The sequence below is a fragment of the Candidatus Zixiibacteriota bacterium genome, assembly GCA_029860345.1.
In the GTDB taxonomy this organism is placed as follows: Bacteria; Zixibacteria; MSB-5A5; order GN15; family FEB-12; genus JAJRTA01.
Window position 1 is genome coordinate 243,961 of record JAOUBJ010000001.1, and the last position, 23,780, is coordinate 267,740.

General features: G+C 55.0%; 14 protein-coding genes and 1 pseudogene. 7 read left to right on the forward strand and 8 right to left on the reverse strand.

The window, feature by feature from the left end:
• Positions 1–141 precede the first annotated feature (141 nt).
• The 6 genes and pseudogenes from OEV49_00745 (at position 142) to OEV49_00770 (ending at position 10,774) form a co-directional block, all read left to right on the forward strand.
• Positions 142–1,338, forward strand: coding sequence for an acetate--CoA ligase family protein (locus OEV49_00745; GenBank protein MDH3889584.1), 1,197 nt, complete (start codon positions 142–144; stop codon positions 1,336–1,338).
• On the forward strand, positions 1,338–2,204 hold the full coding sequence (gene sucD / locus OEV49_00750) for a succinate--CoA ligase subunit alpha (GenBank protein MDH3889585.1): 867 nt from the start codon (positions 1,338–1,340) through the stop codon (positions 2,202–2,204). The genes OEV49_00745 and sucD overlap by 1 nt, the downstream gene beginning before the upstream one ends.
• Positions 2,205–2,731: 527 nt before the next feature.
• Complete coding sequence (locus OEV49_00755; protein ID MDH3889586.1) at positions 2,732–3,055, forward strand: heavy-metal-associated domain-containing protein; 324 nt, start codon at positions 2,732–2,734, stop codon at positions 3,053–3,055.
• A 14-nt stretch (positions 3,056–3,069) separates the two neighbouring features.
• The gene (locus tag OEV49_00760) at positions 3,070–3,918 is read left to right on the forward strand and encodes a transporter (GenBank protein ID MDH3889587.1); all 849 of its coding nucleotides are present in this window, start codon (positions 3,070–3,072) and stop codon (positions 3,916–3,918) included.
• 555 nt (positions 3,919–4,473) lie between these two features.
• Positions 4,474–5,385, forward strand: a pseudogene (locus tag OEV49_00765) (DUF3179 domain-containing protein).
• 415 nt (positions 5,386–5,800) lie between these two features.
• A complete protein-coding gene (locus OEV49_00770) occupies positions 5,801–10,774 on the forward strand; it encodes a PQQ-binding-like beta-propeller repeat protein (protein ID MDH3889588.1) in 4,974 nt (1,657 codons plus the stop codon).
• 623 nt (positions 10,775–11,397) lie between these two features.
• On the opposite strand, the gene OEV49_00775 is transcribed toward OEV49_00770, so the two are convergent.
• Positions 11,398–15,096, reverse strand: a complete 3,699-nt coding sequence (locus OEV49_00775) for a T9SS type A sorting domain-containing protein (GenBank protein MDH3889589.1) — start codon at positions 15,094–15,096, stop codon at positions 11,398–11,400.
• Between the two features lie 264 nt (positions 15,097–15,360).
• Here OEV49_00775 and OEV49_00780 point away from each other — a divergent pair, with 264 nt between their 5' ends.
• The gene (locus tag OEV49_00780; GenBank protein MDH3889590.1) at positions 15,361–16,773 is read left to right on the forward strand and encodes a PQQ-dependent sugar dehydrogenase; all 1,413 of its coding nucleotides are present in this window, start codon (positions 15,361–15,363) and stop codon (positions 16,771–16,773) included.
• A gap of 14 nt (positions 16,774–16,787) precedes the next feature.
• Here the strand turns inward: OEV49_00780 and OEV49_00785 are convergent, their stop codons facing one another.
• The 7 genes from OEV49_00785 to OEV49_00815 form a co-directional block, all read right to left on the reverse strand.
• Positions 16,788–17,339, reverse strand: coding sequence for an NUDIX hydrolase (locus OEV49_00785; GenBank protein ID MDH3889591.1), 552 nt, complete (start codon positions 17,337–17,339; stop codon positions 16,788–16,790).
• 31 nt (positions 17,340–17,370) lie between these two features.
• Entirely contained in the window at positions 17,371–18,546 is a 1,176-nt protein-coding gene (locus tag OEV49_00790; protein ID MDH3889592.1) for a Xaa-Pro peptidase family protein, read from the reverse strand.
• A 99-nt stretch (positions 18,547–18,645) separates the two neighbouring features.
• Entirely contained in the window at positions 18,646–19,416 is a 771-nt protein-coding gene (locus OEV49_00795; protein MDH3889593.1) for an MBL fold metallo-hydrolase, read from the reverse strand.
• A 330-nt stretch (positions 19,417–19,746) separates the two neighbouring features.
• Entirely contained in the window at positions 19,747–20,760 is a 1,014-nt protein-coding gene (locus tag OEV49_00800) for a beta-eliminating lyase-related protein (GenBank protein ID MDH3889594.1), read from the reverse strand.
• Positions 20,761–20,926: 166 nt separating this feature from the next.
• Entirely contained in the window at positions 20,927–21,133 is a 207-nt protein-coding gene (locus OEV49_00805; GenBank protein ID MDH3889595.1) for a cold shock domain-containing protein, read from the reverse strand.
• A gap of 96 nt (positions 21,134–21,229) precedes the next feature.
• Positions 21,230–21,862, reverse strand: a complete 633-nt coding sequence (locus tag OEV49_00810) for a phosphatidate cytidylyltransferase (GenBank protein ID MDH3889596.1) — start codon at positions 21,860–21,862, stop codon at positions 21,230–21,232.
• Positions 21,859–23,610 (reverse strand): peptidylprolyl isomerase, encoded by a 1,752-nt coding sequence (locus OEV49_00815; GenBank protein ID MDH3889597.1) that lies wholly within the window; start codon positions 23,608–23,610, stop codon positions 21,859–21,861. Before OEV49_00815 ends, OEV49_00810 begins: the two co-directional genes overlap by 4 nt.
• Between the last annotated feature and the right edge of the window lie 170 nt (positions 23,611–23,780).

The following is a 23,780-nucleotide window of genomic DNA, read 5'->3' on the forward strand; positions in this document are numbered from 1 at the left end:
GATCAACAGCATTGTTCAGAACTTGTCCGTTGACGCCAAGCCGATCCCTATTGACAACAACAGTTAAAACCCTAAATTGTCCAGCCTATTCATGGGGCGGTCGATCCGCCTCCGGTAAGGTGATTATGGAAGGATTGCGATATGCGTCTTTACGAATTCGAAGGCAAAGAGCTTTTCGAGAGATTCAGAATCCCAGTGGGCGAAAGGCACATCGCCCGGACACCCGACGAAGTTTACGAAATCGTCAGCGACCTGAAGTACCCGGTGGTAATCAAATCCCAGGTACTCACCGGCGGACGCGGCAAAGCAGGCGGAATCAAAACCGCCGACGGCGCCAACGAAGCGCGCACCAACGCCGAACAATGTTTCAACCTCACCATCAAGGACTTTCCGGTTGAGTTGGTACTCATCGAGCCCAGGCTTGATATTACACAGGAATTTTACATCGGCGTCACGCTTGATCGGGCCAACTACAAAATCGTGGTCATAGCTTCCGGCGAAGGTGGGGTCGACATTGAAGAGACCGCCGCTACCCACCCCGAGAAAATCGTCAGGAAGTCGTTGAGCATCGAAGAAGAGCTCTTCACCTTTGATGCCCTTACTATAGCCAAGAAGATAGGTATCCCTGCATCCTTACTCAAAGAAGGGGCGGCGATAATTGTCGGCCTGTACAATCTGTTTCGCAGGTATGACGCCAAGTTGGTCGAGATCAACCCATTGGTTCTCACCGCCGACGGCAAACTGATGGCTGCCGATGCGCGCGTATCGCTCGATGACGATGCTGTCTTCCGGCATCCCGATCTGGTCGATCTGGGTATCGAAAAACGTCACGAAGAGGGCGAGATGACGCCACGCGAACAGCAGGCTACCGAGTGGGGCATACCTTATCTCGATCTCGACGGCAATATCGGTATGTTCCCCGGCGGCGCCGGATTCGGCATCATGGGTAACGACTTCATACATTACTATGGCGGCCGTCCAGCCAACTTCATGGATTCAGGCGGCGGGCCCTCACCCGAACGAATCGCCAAGATGCTCGTGCTTCTGGATGAAAACCCAAACGTCAAGGTGATTTTCGGCGCTCGTTTCGGTGGCATTAGCCGCTGCGACGATTTCGCCAAAGGTGTCTTGATGTTTCTGAACGATCATGGCCTTTCCAAACCTATGGTGATGCGCATGACCGGAAACATGTGGCAGGAAGGTGTGCGCATCTTCGAGGAGGCCAAGCAAAAGAACCCCGAACTGTTTTCCAATGTTGAAGCGCATGGTATTGAGACACCGATCGAGGAAATATCAAAACGAGCCGTGGAACTGGCCAACCTGGAAGGGGGCAACTGATGGCTATCCTGGTCGATAATAACAGCAAAGTAATGGTGCAGGGGATCACCGGCGGCGCCGGGAAGTTCCACACCGAGCGAATGCTCACCTACGGCACCAATATCATTGGCGGCGCCACGCCGAGCAAAGGTGGCCAGGAAGTGCATGGCCTGCCGGTGTTCGATACGGTTGCAGAATGTGTCGATAATACCGGCGCCGATGTATCGGTGATTTTCCTGCCGGCCCGGTTTGTCAAAGAGGCGGCAATCGAAGCGGTCCGGGCCGGGATCAAGTTCCTGGTCATTGTGCCGGAACATATCCCGATTCATGACATGTTGCACGTTCGCCGTGAAGCGGTCGCGCACGGCGCAACGATCATCGGCGGCAACACCGCGGGCATCATCTCCCCCGGTCAGGCCAACCTCGGTATCATGCCGGACATCGCGTTCAAACCCGGTCGGGTCGGCACCGTGTCTCGCTCCGGTTCGATAACGTACTACGTCGCCGACACCCTCACCCAGTCGGGTTACGGTGAGACAACTTGCGTAGGTTTGGGTGGTGATCCGGTGTTGGGCTCGACCTTCGATGAGATTCTGCTCAAGTTCGAGGAGGACGATGCAACCAAGGCGGTCGTCATGTGCGGCGAAATCGGCGGCGTCTATGAAGAACGTGCTACCCAAGCGATCAAACAGATGAAAACGCCGGTACTGGCCATGATCGGCGGCGTCTACGCCCCGCCCGGCAAACGAATGGGTCATGCCGGCGCCATTGTCGAAGGCAAAATGGGAACGGCGCAGGACAAACTGGATGCTCTGGCCGAAGCCGGAGCACACCCGTGCAAGACCTTTACGGAGATACCCAAGACTCTGGCCAAGCTGGGAGTGTAGTCTGGGCAAGGGAAGTGAGCCCTATGGAACTTCAGCCCGAACGAAACGTTTAATACTCAATGATCTATGTGCTTTCAAAACCGCGCCTGCTTCAGACTATCGCGGCCCTGGCAGTAGTCCTTTTTGTGGGGGCTCTTCTTTTGCTAACCGTTGCCGGGGCTCAACCGAATGACTGTAAAGACTGTGACGATGGGTGTGACGGGCACGGCGAGTCGGTCTGCAGTTGCATAGGTTGCGCTCCTGTTATGGCGGCCTGTCGGGTCTTACCGCCGGAACTCGGTCCTCCGCAAACCCACTGTTGCTTAGCCCCAATCTCTCCTCTTGAATTGCTCGAATCCGATTGGTTTGATCGTCTGGATCGGCCACCACAAACCCTTTCTTAGTTTTTACTTGCAAACGATCAGTGTTCTTGGCCAAATTCCTTGGGTCCATGTTTGGCGAAGGACGCGGTTCGGTCACTTGGTGTTGTGAACCAAATCGATCGCATAATTATGCAAATGAGAATTAACAGCAAAGGTACAGAAAATATGATCAATCGAATAACCCTTCTAACTCTTGTTCTTGCCTTGTCCACACTCGCAATCGCCTGCGGCGGTGGTAAGAACTTCAGCCTCACCGAGGAACCGGGAACGGAGATTCGTATCTACGAAGTCTTCGGCATGGACTGTCCCGGCTGTCATGTCGGTGTTGAAAAACTGGTCAATCGGGTTGATGGTGTCGTGACCTCCGTGGCCAACTGGACGAAGAAACAAATTGCCATCAAGGTGCGCTCGTCGGATAACGTTTCCGACGAGGCTATCTTCGACGCCATTAAAGAAGCCAACTTTACCCCCGGAAAACGTCTCGACTGATTATGGGAGATAACATGCTTAAAAAGACACTTCTGATATTTGTGGCCCTGAGTCTATCCCTGGCTACTGTACCGGACTTGACGGCCGGAGGCATTAGTGCCGATGCCGGTCTCACACCGGCGCACGACAAGTGGATGTTTCGCACGCAAGCGCGCTTGAACAGATTGAAGAACGCGCCCGACCAGATGACCCGCGAGATGGACATGTACATGTTCCCGCTGGTGATCGCCTACGGCGTCCGCTCGGATCTGACCGTGATGATCCGTCAGCCGCTTATGCGTATGAACATGACTATGGCCGGCAACACCACTCACACCACCGGGTTTGGCGACCTGATGCTTATGACCAAGTACCGCGCCGTCCGGCGCAACACCCCGACCTATACCTTCGGCGTCGCACCACTGCTTGGCATCAAGCTCCCCACCGGCGAAGATGACATCTCCGCGAACGCAACTTCGCTCAAAACCGGGTTGTTCGTCTCGGGCCGCATTCAACCGTGGGCGTCCGAGTTGAATTTTACTTATACACTCAACGGTCTGACCGGCGACGACGACCGCGAGGAGTACCAGGTTCTCGAATTCGTGGGCGCTTTTGCTCGTCAGTTCAGTCTCACCGAGGACGGACGCAGAGCGATCGCGCCGGTGGTCGAGCTGTCGTATGAACATGCTACCGCCACAGAGATCGATAATGTTGAACAGCCTAACAGCGGTGGATCGTTGCTCCGGGTCGCACCGGGCGCGAAGTTAACAATCTCAGGGGTCGTCTTTGAGTCACTGTTGTGGATTCCGGTCTGGGAAGATTTGAACGGCAACCAACTCGAGTACGACATCGGCGGCCTGATCGGCCTGCGCGTGATGCTGTAAGGTGGCAAGCCACTCTTTCGCGCTTCGCGCGCCCGTACTGTCACCCACTGCTTGACCGTGTCACCCTGAGCGGAGTCGAAGGGTCCATCTTCTCTTGTAGGGCGGAACCCTCGTAGCGGTTCCGCCTTTCAGTCCCACAGCAAGCTGTGGGGCACCCCAACTCGAATACGACGTTGGCGGCTTGATCGGCCTGCGCGTGATGTCGGAACCACAGGGGTTCCGACCTACTATTCGGACCTACTATTCGAACTTCGCCGGAATGACACAGTCAAGATGAGATTGCCGCGGCCTCGCGAAGCGCGCGGCCTCGCAATGACGGAGCGGTGAGTGAAACGCAAGATATCCATTCATGAGCACCCCACTTTATCCTTCCCTTGCCCGCCGTGGCATCGTATTATCTGAAAAAGCGAATCCATACCCGGAGGTCCGATGTTTAAGACACTAGTGTCATGCATGGTCACGATGATTCTGGCGGTAGTAGTAATCACACCCACATTTGCCCAACGCCCGGAACCGAAAAAAGAAGAAATCCGCGGGCATACCATGTATACCCTCATGGAACCGGGTGGCATACCGGCCATATTCGAGCCGGAATTTGTATCCATCGAAGTAGCCGACTCGTTTTATTACGATGATGAACCGTTGATCGCGGTGTCATCCGGCAGCGTCGCGCGAGGCTACAGCACCTGGCATCTGGACCATCACGAAATCGTCAATGACATGCTTGAAGGAACGGCTATCGCCGTCACCTGGTGACCGCTTTGTTTTACAGGCATAGTTTATGCCTCTGAGATCGACGGACAGGTGTTCACGTTTCAAGCTTCGGGATCGCTCTGGCAGGACGCCCTGGTTATGCACGACCGTGAGACCGAATCGCTCTGGCCGCAGCCGTGGGGCGAGTGTTTCAAGGGAGCTTCCGAGGGCAAGAAACTAACCGAGTACCCGGCCATTCATACAACTTACTCAGAGTTCAAAAAACTCTACCCGCACGGCCAACTATTGAAGAAGCCCGAAAGAGGCGAAGCTGGTTCACCATACTCAAGGTACTTCGCCGACCCGGAGAAGCTGGGTATGTTCGGCAGGCTCAACAATTACGAACAGATGCCCGGTAAAGACAAAGTGTTTGGAATCCGCAGCGGCGACCAGCAAGTGGCGGTGTCTCTGGCTCTCTTGAAAAGGAGGGGTTACACCTTGGTTACCGGTGTGGGCGATCCGATGATAGTCACTTACGATTCGACATCCGAAACCGCCTCAGCTCTTGCATTTGAGGGCGACCAGAGAGCATCGGTCAAAGGTCTTAGAGTTTATAGCGACAGTATCATCGGACCCGGCGGCGTGACTGTTTGGCACCCTCGGACCGGCAAAGCCATCCGGGGTGAAGGCTCGGACCTGCCGGTTGTACCGACTATGAGCGCATACTGGTTTGCCTGGTTGAGTTTCTTCCCGGAGACTGAGCTGGTCGATTAGTGCCGGAACTTGCCAGTTGAGAACAACCCGATTTATCGGTGGTTTGCCTGGTTGAGTTTCTACCCGGAGACTGAGCTGGTGAATTAGTTGCTAGTCTCTTGTGGTGGCTGATTCTTCGGACTCGGCCACTACCCACGCGATCTGAAGATCACGCGGGCACAAGATACTCAATTAACAAAATAGGACATTTCTATCTTGCTAAAAACCGGACATTTCTGTTTTGCCTTGACATTGGGGCTATTTGGGGATTGACTAAACGCTCTATTTTCGGTATATTCTCACTCGATAGGGTATTTGTCATTTCTTCAGCCGCGGTAGTGCAGGCTATCGGCAGGCTGTGCCCTCGGAGGTTCTGCGAACCTCTCGCTGAATCTCCATACCACGACGACGATATCAGGACACCGAGGAGTACAACATGTCTCACCGATTCTCCCTTACATTGCTCACTCTGTTGATTCTGCTCACCCTCACCGGTTGGACCTGGGCAGGCAACACGTCTAAAGATGGGCTGAACCCGATTCCAATCAGCAACCCGAACGCTCAACTCTATAATGACATCGAAGACGCTCGTCCGGCACCGGCTACTTTTAAGAAGCCGATGACGGAAGGTCCTTTCGAGGTCCAGATGTCCGGCGTTGCTTCAAGTCCTCCGTCAGCCTACTTCTGTGAAGACTTAGGCTACTACGACGACACGGTTACATCCGTCTGGGTGTGGAGTATTCCGGATGCCTGGGGCGACGATCTCATGAATATGCGCTTTACCGTCGAAGAAGGTATTGAGTGTACTCTGAAGGTCGGTTGGGTCCTGATGTATGGTGGTTTTGCCACCGGTACACCGGATATGCGGGTGTACCTATGGGACGACGACGGCTTCGGTTTCCCCGGCAACAAGCTGGACTCGACCGATGTACCTAATGCCGCCATGGGCGGATCCTTCTGGTGGGCCGAAGCCAACTGGTCGGCTGCCGATTGGGTCTTCACCAATGGTGAAGAATACCATATCGGCTGGACGACCCTGGGCGGCGACGGCGACACGTTGTGGTGCGTGTCCGATAAAGGTACCGGTCCCCACTCGTACACTGGTGAACAACGGGCCAGTGAAAACTGGAACGGCTTTTGGGGTACGATGTACGACGACTGGGGCGAGGATGTATGTTTCCTCATGACATCTGAGCGTTGTTGCTATGAGTTACCTTTTACCGATTGCTATTCTCAAAGCTGGGATGAGGGCACTGCCTACTGGTGGAAAGCTCCCCACGACGCTTATGGTATTATCGACTATGCACAGCGGTTTACTGTCACTGGGGTTGAAACCCTTCAGTCTGTAGATATCGATGTCTACGACTTTACGGGTTCCTCCTCGCAGAACGCCGGTATCGTCGGTAATGACGACTTGATTATCAGTGTATGGGATGACAATGCCGGCTATCCCGGCTCGGTTATTGCGCAAGAAACCGTCCCGGCGGGGACCTATGTGTACCATCCGGCCTATACTAACGTTGATTTCTCATCACACAATCTGGTGCTGGGTTCCGGGGACTTCTATGTCTCCTTCAACTCGACCGGTGATCTCGGTGCCGGCGACTTTGAGGGTACCTTGTCGGATGATGAAACGGATGGCCACGGTCGCTCATACTGTATCTACGGTGGCGATTGGTGGACCATCGGTGATCTCTTCGGAATCGATGTCGACATGAAGTACACAGCAAATTTGTGTGATGACCCATTCTTCGAGTGTGAATTGGCTTTCTACGACACGGGTCCGGTCTATTACTGGACTTTGCCGGATGCTTACGGCGACGTCGCCAATGCCCAGTTGATCAAGTCTGTTGGGAAGGCGTGCGAAGTCAGAGAAGTCTCCTGGGCTCTTCATGATTTCAATCCGGGCGTGGCCTATGCTCACAACTCAGTGGTTTCAGTCCACGAGGACGTGGGTGGTCTGCCCGGACCGGCCCTGGCCTCGGTCACCCTAACTCCGGCTGATTATGTGATGTACCCCGGTTACACTTCGGTCGACTTCGCACCCTTGGCTGTCAGCGTTCAGGGACTATACTGGATTTCAATCGAATCCTTGTCACCGACCGAAGCCGAAGGTATTGCTACCCTGACCGATTTTGGCGGCGGCGGCTGGAACTATGGTGCCGCCGAACTCTGGAATGGTTTCTGGGGTCTGCTCTGTCTGGATTGGAACGGCGTGCCTTGTGATATTGCTTTCGTCGCCAAATCCTATCATTGCTGTCAACCACACTGTTGCTGCCCCTGCCAAGGAGATCCGGGTTGGGCTACGCATCAGCACGATCAGCAGCGTACCGGCGCATCGTTCAATTCCTTTGGCGACGCCCAGTGTGACTTGACAACGCAATGGTGCTACACCCACCCGACCAACCAGATATTTTATACCGGTCCGGCTATTTCGGGCGACAAGGTTGTTTGCGCCTGGGATAATGAAGTCAAGGTGTTTAACCTGACGACGGGCTTTGAAGCTTATACCCTGTCCGGTTTTCCGCTGGGCAACCAGATCAGATGTACGCCGCACATACAGGATAGCGTGATGTATCTGACCGGCGGAGATCAGCAATCTGTTAGCGCTTGGGACTTCGCTACCGGCGCTATGATCTGGAGCCGTGATATTACCAGTGTCGGTGTCGGCGGCCTGTTTGGGCAGACCCGTTACGGTTCCTTTATAATTCTGGAACAGGGTAGCGGCGACGTATTGTACTTCGGTACGGATGACGGTGCTATCGTTGCTGTCGATGCAGCCACCGGCGCTCTGTACTCAGGCTGGACGGTGAACCCGGTGTATATCGCTCCCGGTGCTCCACTGAAATCCGGCTCGACCGACGGCTTACAGCTTTTCTACAACACCTATCCGGGTGGTGTGGAAGGTGATGTTTACGCCATCGACGCCGCTACCGGCGCTATCAACTGGCAGTTGTCAACATCCGGCGGCCTACAGGCTGCTGCGGTCTACCCGGAAGGGCCGCAGGGTGGTGAAGGTTTTGCCGCACCTAACGCGGTCAGTCTGGAAAATGGTCTTCTGTTTGTCAATTCAAGTATTGCCGCTCCGTATCATCCCGGGGATGGTGTCTTCTACGCCATCAACACTTCTGACGGTTCAGTAGCCTACGCGGTGCCTTCGCACCGTCCCAACACTGCCGGTACCGCCGCCGGTCCGGTAATCGACCGTGCACGTGTCTATCAGGCCGGTCAGTCCTGGTGGGCGACTCCCCCGTCAGGTGGTTTGATTCTTGCTTTCAACAAGACCACCGGCTCCTATGTGTGGGCGACCTCCAGCCCCGAGTATAACACATACCGCGGTGATATGGCTCTCACCTGCGGAAAAGACGGTGAGGCGCCACTGTTGTTCGCAATCGGTCACCACGGCTTTATCAGCACATTGAACTCTGCCACGGGTGAGGAAATCTACCGTCGTCGTATTACCTATGGTGGATTCCCCAACTCAATAGCTCTGAGCGCAGCGATAGGACCCGGCGTCGTGGCTATTAGTGACCTTTACGGTACACTTTCTGTTCTGGCCAAAGGTGAAGATCGTCCGCGCCTGGAAATTCAGTCGTACCAGCCTTCTCCATCGGTGGAGTTTGGTCCGGCCACTTCATTGCACGTGCCGATCCCGAACCGGTTGGTCAACACCGGTTGTGCCGACCTGACCTTCGGTCAGCTTGAGACCAACACCTCTGCGAACCATCCGTGGATACCGCCGGACTTCGCTCCGGCCAACGTGCGTCCCGATGTAATGGATCGCGCAGCCGGTATCACTGATCGTTTGACCGAAGGCTTCGAGACCAAAGCTATCCCGGCGCGACCGGAAGCTGAGGTCGATGACTATTTCGTCATTCGTGACCGTGGTGAACAGTCGTTGAACCTGGGTGCCGATGCAGGAGTTCCGTTCCTGCAGTATGCGACTCACACCGAAGCGGTCGTTTGGCCACACGCCGGTGACATTCTTGCCGCCGGTGACACGGCTGACCTCGTTATCGATGTCAACCAGTCGCTGATCGTTCGCGGACCACAGGATTTCTATATGGTGATCCCCAGCGACGATCCTGATTTCTATCTGCACGACGTCTGTGGCAACACGCTCTACGGTCCGCCCGAAATCCACGTAACTATCGTCGGTGGCTGTCTTGTTGATACCACCACCATGCAGTTCGGCATGGGTGGCGGTAACACTCAACTCGTGACCAACAATGGCCGTATCGGTACCGGCGACTGGGACCCGCACGCAATGGATATAGACGGCGACGACGCCTCGATCTACCAGGGTTCGTTCATCTATGCCACCGGCCTATATGAGGTGGCCCTAAGCACCCAGGATTGGTATTCCGGCGGCGGCGAGGACGAGGCGTATCGGTCGATGCAGCCGGACCCGAACTGGTGTGACGACCAGTGCAAGGCGCACATCGATGAGGGTGTCGTCCTGAGTTGTCTCGGTGGCTACTCCTCAGACGGTATAACTTACACCCCAATCATGGGTAACCGAGTTTGTGTAACCTATCTTGACTCCGTTCAGGACTTCGGAACTTCTTGGGATTGGTCAAACTACGATGCACCGTTCAGTAATGATCTGACCATGGGTCTCATGGTGAACTCACGCACGGTGGGTGCTTATGACTTTGAGCCGCTGAAGGACCTCACCGTTGACATCATGGAATTCACCGAGCGCAACGGCGACTCGGTCACAGGCTGGGCTTTCGGCACCACCATGGACTACGACGTCGGAAGTGATGATATCGCTTCACGTTCTGCGGAAGGATCGGCGGCCTGGGTCTCCAACGGTGGAGTGGGCGATGTCCAATGGGGTATGATCAAGTTCCCGTTCGGATGCGGAAGTAACGAGGCGGCAGGCGGCAACAATACAAACGTAGACTACGTCCCGATGATCAATACGGTGTCCGGACACGGCGACGGCATGTGGTTTAACGTTCCCACCCTCTATCTCGATTCCGCCTGGGACTACCTCAACCGGCCGGCCGGTGAGTATTCTCAAGCGCCGTTCACCAGCGATAGGGAAGCTCACTTCACCATTGCCAAACACGATTTTGCCGGTGGCGATACTTATGAGATGGCTGTGGCTCAGTTCGGTCTGCACGGCACTTCGGGCGATGCAACTGAAATCAATGCCCTGGCCAAGCTGGCCAACAAGTGGCTCGGTTTTGGTCGTGGCGATGTCAACAATGACGGCAATGTTGATCTTGGCGACGTAGTTTGTCTGGCCAGGTACGTGACTGGTAACGGCCCCGGACCGATTCCGTTCATGCACCTGGGTGATGTCGATTGTGACGGTGACGTTGATATGGACGATGTGGTGTATCTTGCCGAATTCCTGTATGACAATGGACCTTGCCCGTGTGGTGACTGGTGCTTCTAGGCCACAAGTGGCCCTTCTGGCGCTTCGCGCGGTCATAAATGACTCTTTCGCGCTACGCGCGCCGTTCTGTGCGTGGTGTACGTCCTCATGCGCCACGGTGATAAATCACTTTCTCGCGCTTCGCGTGCCCAGAATCTAACTCAGTGCATCTCTTCAACCTCACCCTTAGCGGAGTCGAAGGGTGCACGGTCAAGCCGTGTTCTTGTGGCTATGCCACGCGTTGACCCAAAAGCGCGCGAAGCGCAAAAACCAGGCTTGCCTGTGGTTCGACTCCGCTCACCATGAGGTTGCGCGCGAAGCGCGAGAGACCCATTTATGGGTGTCATTCCCGCACCCCTTTGTCATTCCCGCGAAGGCGGGAATCTATCCGTATTGCGGTTCGCTCAAAGCTGAAGATGGACCCCCGCCTTCGCGGGGGTGACGACCCAGGGACCGTAGGTCGGCCACCCACATGATCCCACCGCCCCTTCTTACGCCTCACAAAAAAGACGCCCAGCGGTGGAGGGGAACTCAGGGGAGTGGTCACCACTGGGCGATACAGTCGGCTGCACGATTGCAGCCGGATGTTGGTCTTACGATATCGTAGAGCCTGTTCCGTTTTTGTTCTATTACCTCACACTATCTTACTTCAGCAACACCATTTTGCGGGTGGTCTCAAACTCCGGTGTGGACAATCGATAGAAGTAAACACCGCTTGACAAGTCTCTGGCATCCCAGGCAACCGTGTATGTCCCAACTTCGTGCCGGCCGTCGGCCAGTATTGCGACTTTCTGTCCGACAACGTTGTAAACATCGAGCGAGATATTGGCCGCTTTCGGTAAGCTGAACGTGATCGCTGTCACCGGATTAAACGGGTTAGGATAGTTTTGTCCCAAACTGTAGCCATCAGGTAAAAGTCCGCCGACACTTTCCACCGAAGCCTGCATCGAACCATACTGTTTGTCGGCCACGACGGCCTCGACCACCCGGACTCTACCGATCAATCTGACTACCGCTGTTTCTCCTGATTCGATGACGTTGTCGCCGTCGAGATCAAGGATTCCCACCCTGACATTCTCGCCACGCACACCGTGGACCAGATCGAGCCCGTCATCAACCAGCTTCTGGGGTGCAACCGTTCCATCGGCGCGCAGATGCAATTGCAGTCCGCGAAGGTCGACCGGTGAATTCAAAATAATATCGGTCGCACCGTTTTCATACACCGCTCTCAAGACGATTTCCGGGTTGGGTTTCGCCACGGCCGCCCCATCGGAGGTAACACAACCGCAATTCAAGTCGGGGAAGGCTGGTGGATCCAGCGGGTTGAACATCCAGTCGATCAGGAACACCAGATCGGAGATGTCCGGTCCGATACAGTCGCCGTTGACATCCAAAGCATCGATCACGCACGGCGGCGGACCATACGAGAACATATAGTCGACCACGCCGACGAGATCGGATATACTGATCACCGGGTCAGCGTCGAAATTACCCGGTACGTATCCGACGATTTCCACCCGGTCGCGCCAGTAGTCGAAGCCTGGGTGTACGGTCGTGTATGTCGTGTCGGCGAAGGCGAGTCTCTTGGCGACATCGAGCATCAGGGTGGTGTCCCACCTGATGTAAGCGGCATCGCTACAACCCGGCACAACATTAAAGTGAATGTTGAACACGGTCGACACACCCGGCGGAATGGTGGCATCGAACGAATTGGCCAGGGCCACAAAAACGTAACCCAAACTGTCATTGACCTCGCTGAAGTTCCAATCCCACTCGGAGGTCATCAAACCCTCGGTGGACAGCGAACAGATCGATACTCCCTCCGGGATTGAAATCGGAATTGTCGCTCCCTTGATCGGCTGAGTCAATTTGGTTTGAACCGGCTGTACCGCACAGGCCCAATCGCACGGCGTTACGGTTATACTCGGGACAATCAGAGAATCGACCGGGTCGGTACCCGGGCCGGTAACTCGCAACAACACCGGGACCCCTACCGGCGGGAAAGAGACGCCGTCGGTATCGGGCCATATAGTAATCGTATCGTGGTAGTAGCCCGGCGGCAGCGAGTCGGTCTGCACCGTGACAGGCGACATATAGGGTGTTAAAAATGGTGGTTGATCGTTGAAATCCAGATGCAGCCACGGCGCATGACTCCATATGTGAAAGGGTACGGCTTCACCGTGCACCTCATAAATGTACAGCCCGGTGGTGATTGCCCCACCCTGCGGCAACACGAACGAGAATTGTTGGGGGTCGGTGGCCACCACGGCACTGCCGGAATCGGGCAGGATGTGCAGAACCACCGGGACGATCACGTCGTCAAAGCCGTACATGTCATCCAGCGGATAGTAGATCAGCACGCTGTCACCGTAGGTGCCCGGCGCCAGACCGGCGATGCTGATATGGAAGCCGACATGCGATGGTGTCACACCAAAAGCGGTGCCGGAGTCCAGCGTCAGCCAGGGGCTGTTGTTGAAAACAGTGGCAGCAAAACTGAGATTGGCGCTATCCAGATCGTACACAAGGAACTCTTCACCGATAACGTGGTTGCCCTGGTTCAGCGTGAACTCAAAGTGATCCGGCGCCGCCAAGACAGTGAACGGCTGGCCTTCGGTCACGATCAGCGTAAACGGCACATGTGCCACATCGACCGGCGGTTCAACATTCTCAGAGTAAGCGGTGATGGTGAGAACATCATGGTACACCCCCGGCGCCATGCCCTCGGTGGAGACACCGAACGGAAGGGTCATCGGTGTTGTCGGCACCGTGAACCAGACCGGCAGTGTCAGCCAGGGCGCTTCATGGGTAAAACTCAGCGCCAGTGTGGCGCCGTGAAGTTCCTCGATGTGCAAGTAGTCCTCAAAACTGTGCCCCGATGGCACCGCGTAATCGAATTGCTGAGGATCGACCACCAACTGAAATCCCAAAGAGTCGACGACCAGCCAAACCGGTATGGCCACCGGCGGGAAAGGTATGGAATCATGGGGTGCGTATAGCACGATCGTGTCCACATACTGTCCCGGCCCGAGGTCGTTGGCATAGATGCCGAAGTAGACCGAGTCGGGCGTCCAATACATGTTGTCTGGCTGGGTATCCTCAATGTCCAGCCAGGGACTTCCGTGCATCACTTCGGCTGCGAACGGAATCGACAAACCGTGAGCTTCCCACACGGCTATCCCCTGGTGCGGTATCACGTCTCCCGGTTGGGCCGCGAATTCGAAATGGTTGGGATATACTATCAGGTTGGGACCGTCATGGATCGATACGAACACCGGGACCCGTACCGTGTCGAAGTCGACGTTCGGGTCAACGGGCATTATAACGATAGTGTCCACATAGTTGCCGGGCGGTAGATTGTTGGCACCAACGGCGACGGTGAGAGTCATAGGTGTTGAGTAGGGCGGCATCGGGAACGGGTCCACCACCAACCAGGGATGCGTGTTCGAAAAATGAAAAGGCACGTTGTGTCCGTTGACTTCGAACACATGAAGCGAGTCCGATGTTCCTGTACCACCGGACAGACTGAAATTGAATTCCGAGGGAATCGTGTGAACGACAAATTCGCTGCCACCGCCGGTTACGTGCAGCACCACCGGTACATCCAGTGTCTGGAACGGCCCCGTGGAGTCATTCAGGAAAGCGTGAAGGACTATCATGTCCTCGTAGATGCCCGGTGTCAGACCCTCGGTGTGAACGTACACCGGCAGGCTGAACGGTGTGGCAACCGGCGCGAAGTACACCGGCAGGGTCAACCATTGACTGGAGTTGGACCAGCCGAAGTAGATAGTATCGCCGTGCGCCTCAAAAACGAACAACGAGTCTTCCATGGTTGCACCGGGCGGCCCCGCGAAAGCCAACTGCGGAGGCGCTACCATTAAGAGCGGTTGATTGGGCGTGCAACTCAGGTGAAGCCGGACCACAACTTGCTCGGGCGGGATATTCGGATCACCGGCAGTGACGGTAACAATCGATTCCAGTAGCAGGGTGTCGCCGGGCGGCAGGGAGTCCGGCAGGTCGCCCAAGTGCTCTTTAACTATCCAAACCAGTACCGAGTCTGAGTCATAACCGGACGGCGGTATAACCCCCAGCCAAGCCGCATCCGGATCAACCTCCCAGTATAACCCGGTGTCGCCGCAAACAGCCATGATGTATATGGACTTGTATTCGATACTCTCTTGCAGAAGCCAGCCGTTGCAAAGATCACCGTAGAAATCCAACCCATCCGGCATAACTTCCAGGCATGAATTGTTCTGCCCCCAGGCAGACTGGATACCGAACATTAAGAGCGCAATACAGACAAACGACCGCAACATCAACTTATAAAGTCCACACGAGTAGCGCATTACAGCTTCCTCCGCTAAGATGTTGGTTTTCGATCGCGATCCCAGGAACATCAGGACTCGAAGGTCCTGCCGCGTCCGCCTGTTCACAACCTGTGAATCGACAGACCCACCGTGGCTCTATAGCTATCCTTCCACTTAAAGTATATCAATACAGCCATTTTGAGTCAAGCCTTTTTTGGGGCGCGATGTTTGACCTTGACTTTCGCCTCGATAATCTCTATTATGGGCCAACAATATCCATGACTCCACACTCGGAGGTAGCCAATGCTGTCCGCTGTGCGTACTTTGCTTGCCGTGCTATTGACTTTGTCCGTCGTCCCCGTTATTCACGCCGACACACCGTTGACTACACAGCTGGTGGCGTTCGGTTTCAACCAGCCGGTTTTTCTGTGTGCTGCCCCCGGTGACACCACTCGTTTGTTCGTCGTCGAACAGCGGGGGAGGATTCGTATCATCAAGAACGGCTCGCTGCTCAGTACGCCCTTTCTGGATATCGATGCTTACGTTCGCTCCAGCGGTTCCGAACAAGGATTACTGGGTATGGCCTTCCATCCCGATTATGCAGTCAATGGGTATTTCTACGTCAACTACACCAGTGAACCAAACGGCGATACCCGTGTCGCGCGGTTTCAGGTGAGCGCCGACCCTGATCTGGCTGACGACTCCAGCCAAAGCACTTTGCTCACACTGGATCAGCCCTACTCGAACCACAACGCCGGCATGTTGGCCTTCAGTCCAATCGACGGTTACCTGTACATCGGTTTGGGCGACGGTGGCTCCGGAGGTGATCCGAGTAACCTCGCTCAGGACTCCACGTACCTGCTTGGGAAAATGCTGCGCATTGATGTTGACGGTGGTTCGCCTTACGCGATTCCGCCGTCCAATCCGTGGTATGGACACCCCACCGTTCGGAATGAGATCTGGGCATTTGGCTTGCGAAATCCATGGCGGTATGGTTTTGACCGGCTGACAGGCGATCTTTACATCGCCGATGTCGGCCAGGGTGAATGGGAGGAAATTGATTTTCAATCAATGTCAAGTAGCGGTGGCGAAAACTATGGGTGGCGACTCAAAGAGGGAACACACTGCTATCACCCGTCGGTAAACTGCGAGGACGGCGTGACGCTCGTAGAACCAGTTTATGAGTACTCCCACAGCGGCGGCAACTGCTCGATCACCGGCGGATATGTCTACCGCGGTTGTGCGATACCCGACTTGCAGGGTGCCTATTTCTTCGCCGATTATTGCAGCGGGCGGGTCTGGTCTTTTCGGTACGATGGCGCCACTGTATCTGATTTTACCGACCGGACGGCTGAGGTTGGTCAATCCCCATGGACTATAGCATCGTTCGGCGAGGATGCCAGGGGCGAGTTGTACATCGTCAATCACTCGGGGGCGATTTACAAAATCGTTCCGGACGGCGTGGCCGATCAATGCGAGGCCATCGAGTGCTGCGTCGGTATCCGTGGCAATGTGGATGGCAGTTTTGACGACGGGATTGATATTTCCGATCTGGTCTACCTGGTGGACTTCATGTTCAACGGTGGACCTCAGCCGTCGTGTTTCGAAGAGGCGGATGTTGACGCCAGCGGATCGGCGCCAATCGACATAGCCGATTTGGTTTATCTGGTGGATTACATGTTCACGGGCGGTCCGGCGCCGTCGAGTTGTGTCTAACGCGGTCACGGATGTCAACGAGACTGGTCGAAAGATAGAAGTCCTTTGACCGTATCGTGCAAGGCGGCTCGATAGTGCAAACCGCCGGTATCGGTGTCGCGCATAATTCGTGAGAACTCTTCAAACTCATCAAGCGTGGCCAGACGAACCTCGGTGATCTCGTCGTGATCGGTAAACTGAAAATCCCCCGACAGATACCGCGCCTGAAAGACCAATGACCGCCAGCGTATACTGTCATCCGGCGACACGTCGGCGCCAACGAAGGCTACATCGGTGCGAAGAAGAAAACGCTCCAGTTCAATCCGACAGCCGGTCTCCTCGGCCACTTCCCGATCGATTCCTGCGACGATGCTCTCCCCCGGTTTGATGCCACCCGAGGGCGCGCGATACATGCCGGGCGGATACATCGGTTTGGCGATAACTACTATCCGACCCTCTTTGTGGATGTAGAGCGTGACGTCGTGGTTGCGTCCGTCCTTTTGGGAGGACCTGATACGATCCAACTCTTCGCCGCTAACGTCGATCCGAAACTCTGCCGGTTCCGGTTGCCCGAACCTCTCGGCCATCCGGGCGATCATAGGCTCGCTGACAAACATTCTACAAGAGGGCGAGGATACCGGTCTGCTTGGGCAACGTCGTCACCTGACAACCGCCGTCGGTGATCAGACAATCGATCTCTGTGCGGAAGCCACAATCATCCATGTAGATACCGGGCTCTATCGAGAACAGATGCCCCGGCTGAAGGATGCGTCGATCCTCTGTCTCCAGATTGTCGATGTTGGGACCGCTGCCGTGGCCGTGAGTGCCGATGGAGTGTCCGGTGCGATGCGTAAAGTAGTCTCCATAACCGGCCTCGGCCACCACCGCACGGCAGGCATCATCGACCTCACTGCCATAGATCGGACGTTCCTGCATGCTGTCCTCGATAAAAGAAATCGCGGCATCACGGGCGCGCACGATCACATCGAACATTGAAACATACTTTTCAGGTATCTCGTCTCTGGTCCCGGCATAGGCCATCCAGGTAATGTCGCCGTAGATGCCGTCTTCTGTTTTCAGCTTGGCCCAAAGGTCGATAAGAATCAAATGCCCTTTTTGGATGGTCACAGACTTTTCCGCCGTCGGCTGGTAATGTGGATTCCCGGCGTTGCCGTCGACCGCGCAGATCGGATTAAACTCGCAGACCATGTTGTTCTTGTTAAACTGCTCAAGTATGTGCTGGCTGACATCGTACTCGCTGACCGGCTTGCCTTCTGTCAGTGATCGAGCGATCAGGGAAAAAGCGCCGTCCTTAATCTCCATTAGTTTTCCAGCCGCTTCGTGATGAGCTGCTATCTGCGGCTCTGTCAGCCGCGCCTGAAAAGCAGCCACCAGATCAGCCGAAGACACAATCTCGACACCCATACTGCGCACCATCTCAACAGTGCCGGCGTCGACCAGCCCGATATAGGGCAGCCGACCCATCCGGGAGTATTCCATGGCCACCCACTTGCGGCCTTCGAGAACGCGGGTCAGTTCCTGCTCCATAGCGCGATACCCGGCGAACGGTTTCAACTCACCCGGCAGATGCCCGAATTTGCTCTTTTCAATCTCAGGTATCAATCCGACCGGTGAGCCTTCGACCGGGATGAAATAAAACGACCGGCGTGTCAACACACCTTTGAGGTGTAGCATCTCGACTGCGACGTCGTTGCGGGCATGAAAGTCGGCCATCAGCCAACCGTCCAGTTCGTGTTCTTTCAGGTATCCTTGAATCTTTTCAATGTCCATCATATAATCCTCGCTTTGGTTGGACTAAACATAAGTCAACAGGTCGCGCTTGTCACACAAAATCTCGCGGTGTCACGTTATGGATTGATAGCATCGGCACAATCAGAGTGCTACCTGAAATCCATCGTGCGCCAATACAAGATTGTCCAGACCGGCTTTGTCGGAAAGCTGCTGGAGATTAGCCGTTGCCTCGGCATCGCCAAGATGACTGATGACGAATCGTCCGACGTTCGATGTTTGGGCAAAGTCGAAGAACTGATCCAGGTCGACATGGGTTAGTTCGAGTACGGCGATGTCAACGCCGTCGAGATGCGGCTTGATGTCGTCGAAGCTTCCGATGTCGGCAGAATAGAACAACGTCGTACCGGGAAGATCGATTTTGAAAGAATGACACTGCATCCGGTTGGGCAGTTGCAGCTTTTCAATGAACTCGGCGTAGCCATGTAGATGCTTGTTGCCAATGGCCTGTAGTCGAAAACTGCCTTCAAACACGAAGCCGTCGGAGTATCCATGCAGGTTCAACTCGAACGGCAGTTTTTCACGGATAATATAGACCGCGGGCAAGTAATCAGTGAACGGTTTGACAAACTCGTCCGGCAGATAGATATCCAACGGCTCTTTGCGTCCGGACAGGTAGATCATCTGAATGAACTGCGGCAGTTCGCAGCAGTGATCCGGATGGGTGTGACTGATAAAGACTCGATTGACATTCAGTGGATCGAATCCACAGCGCAGAAACGACGAAGTCGCCCCGCCGCCGCAGTCAATCAACGTGAGATCGTTGTCGACGTCCAGCAGATATCCTGTACAGGCGCGATCTGCTTGTGGCATCCCTGATGACGATCCGAGTATGGTGAAAGTGGTGGTGGTCATGTATCGTCTTTTGGTATAGTGTTCAGCTGGATCCTTCGTCGCCAAGAGTGAGACCGCAACTGTGAACATTATAGCTTTTCTCTGAGCAGAATCAAGGCAACTATTGTTTCACAGTCCCCTCTTGAGAGGGGATGAAGGGGTGTGTTTTTGTTTTTCACCGGCGAAGAACACACCCCGCCCTGCGGGCACCCCTCTCGAGAGGGGATGAAGACAAATCTCGTGAGTGGTGTTGGTCGACCCCGCCCGACACCCGTCTTGCTACTCGCTGGTGTTCGGCGGACACAAGGCCCGGCGCAGCGCGATAGAAGAAACACCTTCCAAGATAGAGCGTCATCCAACCAAACTCCCCACTCGCTCCAATGCCGCTTCGCAGTCGGCCCGGTGGACATCGAGATGCAAAACAAACCGAATCTGTTTGGGACCGAACGGCAAGGCTCTCACGCCGACACCGTCCATCTTGCTACAAACATCCAGCGGCTGGTTGTCGCCGGTAACATTTACGATGACCAGGTTAGTATCAACTCGCGACAAATCGACATCGAAGAGATCAAGCTGGTTGAGTCCCTCGGCAAAGAAGCGCGCATTGGCGTGGTCATCGGCTAACCGTTCGATGTTGTTCTGTACGGCGTACAAGCCAGCCGCGGCGATAATCCCAACCTGACGCATCCCGCCACCGAACAGTTTACGTTCCCGCCTGCACTTCTCAATAAACTCGCGCGTACCCAAGGCCACCGACCCTATCGGTGCGCCCAAACCTTTCGACAGGCAGACCGACACCGAGTCGAACGGCCGAGTCAACTCCGGCAGTGACAGGCCGGTTGCGACGTGGGCGTTCCAGATTCGGGCGCCGTCAAGGTGAAAGATCAACCCGAACTCGTCGCACACCTCGCGCACTTTCAGGATTTCGTCCTGCGGCAGGATGGTGCCGCCGTGGTGGTTGTGGGTGTTCTCAAGCGCCACCATCTTGGTCAACGGGCAGTGCAAACTGATCGGTCGGATACTGCCTCTAACCATATCGGCTGTAATCATCCCGCGATCAGTGGTAATCAAATTGACCAGCAAGCCGGAGTGGACAACCGGTCCGGCTACCTCGTAGTTGACAACGTGACACTCTCTGTCGCACAAGAGCTCCCAGCCCGGTTCCGAGTGAACTTTAAGGCAAACCTGGTTGCCCATCGTCCCCGAGGGCACATACAACCCGGCTTCGCGCTCGAACAGGGCGGCCACATATTCTTCTAGTTTTTTTACAGTGGGGTCATCCCCGAGAACGTCGTCACCGACTTCGGCCGTGGCCATCGCCTGGCGCATATCATCGGACGGTTTGGTGACGGTATCGCTTCGCATATCGATTGTCTTCATAGGGAGGAATATAGCTGAAATCGGTTTTGTACACAACAGCAGCTGTGCCGCAGTCCCCGCCGGTGGGAGACAAGCCCCCACCCTACGCGTCATTCTGCAAAAAAAAGACCGCCCATTAAGGCGGCCTTTCAAATCGGTTGTAGTGGTCGAATCAGGAAGCCAGCGTGACGTTTTGCGCTTGCTGTCCTTTGTCGGTGTCAGTCACCTCAAACAATACGGTCTGGCCCGGCTTGAGCGTTTTGTAGCCATCCATCTTGATCTCGGTGTAGTGAACGTAGATGTTTTCCGCTGAGTCCTCTGAGGAAATGAAACCCCACCCTTTTAAGTCGTTGAAGTACTTAACTTTTCCCGTGGACATTAAGTTCCTCCATATTGAGGATTGAATACTGTCAAGGCATCCTATAATCATTATACGTGGCAATGGGACCGCCAGCAACAATAATTTTTGGTTAAATCAGAATCCAAGCAGAATCTGCGTCACCAGAGTCATGGCCAGCCCCGACAGTATCGGCACCGTGACGTTATCGTCGATGCCAAATGGCAGAGCTTCGACCACCGCCGCTACTACCGCCCCTGCTACGGCCACAGTCAGCGCCAAACCGGGCGTAAAGACAGCCACAATCAGCGTGCCAGCCAAACAAGCAGTCGATCCCTCCAGCGATTTACTGCCGAAAAACCTGCGCCGTCCAAATTTCCGCCCGACCAGAGCAGCCAGGGTATCGCCGACGATAATAAAGGCTATGGCCGCGATGGCAATTGGTTTATCAAAAAGCGCCACGGTGAAACAGACAGTCGACAGAATATAGGTGGCCCCGGAGAAATCACCCTGTTTCTCGTGAGGACGGATCATTCTGCCAAAGAATCTCTCAAGCCCGCCTGTCCACAGTGACCATCCCCGCAATCGTGAGATATCCCCCAAAATGAAGGCCAGCGTGATCGGAACCATGAGAGTGAGCATACCGACCCGGTCAAGTTGCAGAAAGTAGTACCCCCCCGGAATGACCAGCGCGAACATGTGGGTGCCTTTGCGCCACAACTCCTGCCCGAACGTGATTTGCCGTGGGACAGAGTCGGGACTGTCGATCATGACCCCGAGGACCGGTATTCCAGCGGCTTGAGATGAATCGGCCGCAGTTTGTTGGGGAACTTTACTGAAAACTGGCGGTACAGGCGGTCCCGGTACTCTTCAAACACTTCGCGGGCGTGCCGCTTTCTGAGAACAGGCACAATATCGATAGAGGCGCGGCCAAAATCGATCAGATTCTTACGGTTGACCACCCTTACAATATGATATCCGAATTGGGTCTTAACCGGTGGCGATATACTGCCTATCGGTGTCAACAGAGCGGCCTGGTAAAGCTCATCCGGCACTTCACCCGGTCCGACATAGCCAAGGTTGGCCAGATCGACTCTTATCTGGGGTTCACCGGGATAATGCTCCTGTGCTAACTGCAAGAAGTCCACGCCGCTCAGGGCCTGATCGCGCAGAAACTCCGCGAAAGTGGAATCCTCGGCGATTATATGCTGAATCTCCACCGGTTTTTTAACAGTGAACTCGTCGATATGTTTATCGTAGTAAGCCCGCACGGCGCTTTCTTCCGGCTGCCAGGTGTGATCAAATCGCTGCCGCTCAAAAATCTCCTTTGAAGATTCATGGCGGTACCGAGACTCGATAGCCATCACCTCCGGGAGCGTGTCGATCCTCATATCGCGCGCTACCTGAACCATGACGACCCGTTTGGCCAACTCCTGTATCATCTCATATTTGAGAGCCAGGGTCGTGTTATCCAGCCTGTTGTTGTTGCGGAACGTCTCCTCCAGCGCCCGAAGATGATTGAAGTCGAGGGTGTCGGTGCCATTGATAATCGCCGCCCAGGTGGCCGGCTCAACCTTGTAAACATTGGTGTCAAGAATGGCATCGTTGCGGACGATCTCAAGCGGCAGACTGCGCACAGAATCCAGAATCCGGCCACCGATCTCGTTCGCCTTGGTGTTTTTCAAGTCCTGCGTTGCGACGATGTAGGCAGCCGAGTCGTAGGGGGGGATTCCCTCCGGCATGTGCCTCGGGGTCATGATGATATGCCATCCGTCACGGTCCTGGTATGGCTGCGAGGCCACCCCTTCTTCCATAGAGAAGGCCACCGAGTCAAACGGAGGTCGATAGATTCCGCGCTCTGTCCACCCAACCAGCCCGCCATCCTTACCCGAAAAGGTATCGTGGGAGTACTGTCGGGCAACCTCTACAAAGGGCATGCCCATTTCAATGAGGCGACGTAACTGGTGAGCGTACTCTTCCAACTCGAATTCAAACTGCTCGGGAGAAAGCGACCTAAAATGAAGCGAGTCTTTGCCGGCTTTGATACTGACCGGTGAGATCAGGATATGGAACAGCATCACCTGTTCTTTGATAGAGAATAGATCCGGTCGGCTGTGGTAAAAGTCGACCACCTCCTGTGAATCTACGGTCACTTGGTTGTAAACGGCCTCATTCAGAAGGGCGCGGATCATGGCGTTTTGATAGCGATGCTTGTATATCCGGTACACGTCGTAGTAGTCATCCAACTTGACATCGGCCGAGGCCAGCCCGGCCAAGGTATCGCACAAAAGCGAATCCAGGATGAGCTCCACATCCGATGCCTTCAGCATCCCCCCCCGTGGGAGGATATCGCCGGCCGCAATCGTATCATAAAGTTGTGGCTGAGTGATTTCGAACAGCGTGTCAACTTTGGCGATCACGTAGTCGTGTTTATCAAGCTCTTTTTCGTACACAATGGGCGGACGGCAAGCCGCCATGGCCAGCAAACAGAACAAGACAATTATCAAAAACAATTTCATACAATCACCGGAACTCCATTGATCGGTTTGGAGCTGCCAAGATTATACAATTATCTCAGAAAAACAAGCCCAAATAGCTGAGTGGAAGTTGCGATGAGCAGTCTTCAGCAGGGCAAGTCTGTCCTCATATCTGCCGTGAGACCCACGGAACGGGTGGCACCCTCAAAACC